The sequence below is a fragment of the Campylobacter sp. US25a genome, assembly GCF_004379075.1.
GTDB lineage: Bacteria > Campylobacterota > Campylobacteria > Campylobacterales > Campylobacteraceae > Campylobacter_D > Campylobacter_D jejuni.
This window is the reverse complement of the sequence record NZ_RYYM01000105.1, coordinates 1-399: the sequence shown is the minus strand read 5'-3', so window position 1 is coordinate 399 and position 399 is coordinate 1. Positions and strand designations below refer to the sequence as shown.

Annotated in this window: 1 pseudogene; it reads right to left on the bottom strand. The window is 29.8% G+C overall.

The features are described from left to right. A pseudogene (locus tag ELQ12_RS09940) lies at window positions 1–399 on the bottom strand (hypothetical protein); the annotation flags it as partial.

The window sequence follows — 399 nt, the reverse complement described above, 5'->3', positions numbered from 1 at the left end:
AAAAGGAAGCATACCAAATTCATCAGGCTGTATAGTTTTAGCTAAATCTTTTACTAATTTAGCCCTTAAAGGATTTTTATGTATCCCTGCCATACCTATTTCTAAAAGATTATCAGCATAATTATAAATTCCTCTTTTTATACCTAATTCTTCATATCCTCCACCTGTGAGTTGAATATATAAAATAAAACATTGTATCATTCTGGCATTAAAGCCATGATTTTTAGAACGCACAAAATATTCAGGTTTTCCTAGTATTCCTGCTGCTATACCCCATTCTTGTCTAAAAAGAGAAGATTTTAAGGTTTCTTTATTATTGCTAACTTCATCATAAATATAAGCGTATTCTTCATTGATTAAATTTCCTTTTTCATCTACATTAGCATAAGCATCATAGGG